2 protein-coding genes are annotated in these 843 nt (G+C 77.6%); one reads left to right on the top strand and one right to left on the bottom strand.

Going from position 1 to position 843, the window contains the following annotated elements; all coding sequences use genetic code 11:
• On the top strand, positions 1-483 hold a 483-nt coding region (locus FK498_RS18860), incomplete at its 5' end, for a tetratricopeptide repeat protein (protein ID WP_141857262.1).
• Here the strand turns inward: FK498_RS18860 and FK498_RS19620 are convergent.
• A partial coding sequence (locus tag FK498_RS19620) for an Ig-like domain-containing protein (protein WP_370510922.1) occupies positions 455-843 on the bottom strand: 389 nt, incomplete at its 5' end. The two genes, FK498_RS18860 and FK498_RS19620, sit on opposite strands and share 29 nt — an antisense overlap.

Here is an 843-nt window from a genome sequence, read left to right as displayed (position 1 = left end):
GGCCAGCTCTGGCTCGCCGCCGGGCGGCCCGATCGCGCCCACGCCGCCGCCACGCTCGGCCTCGCCGCCCGGCCGGGCGACCCCGAACTCCTGACCGACCGCGCGATCGCCGCGGCGAGCCAGGGCCGGTTCGACGAGGCGATCGAGGATCTCTCCCGCGTGGTCGATCTCCGCCCGCGCCACGCCGAGCCGCTGGTGCTGCGCGCCTCCGCCTGGCGCCAGCTCGGCCAGCCCGATCTCGCCGGCGACGACCTCGCCCGTGCCCTCGCCCTCGATCCGGCGAATGCCGAGGCCCTGCTCGAACGCGGACTGCTCAGGCGCGACCAGGGCGATCTCGCCGCGGCGCGGGCGGACTGGGAGGCGGCGATCCGGGCGGCACCGCGCAGCGCCGCGGCGGCGCTCGCGCGCGAGCATCTCGCCCGGCTGGATGGCGGCGCGGCGGCGGACGGGGCGGTCAGTCCGGCGGCAGGACGCGCACCGTGACGATCAGGCGGCCATCGGGCACGGTGTCGATGACGAAGCGGTCCTCGCCGGCGAAGCCGGGCCTGGGGCGATAGCTGACCGTCGGGTTGGCGACCGTCACCTCGCCGTTCGCCGGCCTGGCGGTGACGTGGATCTGCACGTAGTGCAGCTGGAACACCCGGTCCTGAAGCAGCGTGAAGCTGCACGCCCCGCCGGTGTTGCGCATCTCGATCCGGCCGGGCGCGCCGGCCGCCTTGTCCATCCCGGCATGGATGACGGTGACGCAGCCGGGATCGGCGGGCGCCGAGGCGGGCGGCGAGGCAGGTGGCGGGGCGGGCGGGCGCGCGAGCGCGGCCTGCTGGTCGGGCGCCGGTCGCGGGG

The organism is Elioraea sp. Yellowstone (genome assembly GCF_006704265.1).
Classification (GTDB): Bacteria; Pseudomonadota; Alphaproteobacteria; order Acetobacterales; family Acetobacteraceae; genus Elioraea.
This window is presented reverse-complemented; position numbering and strand designations above follow the sequence as displayed.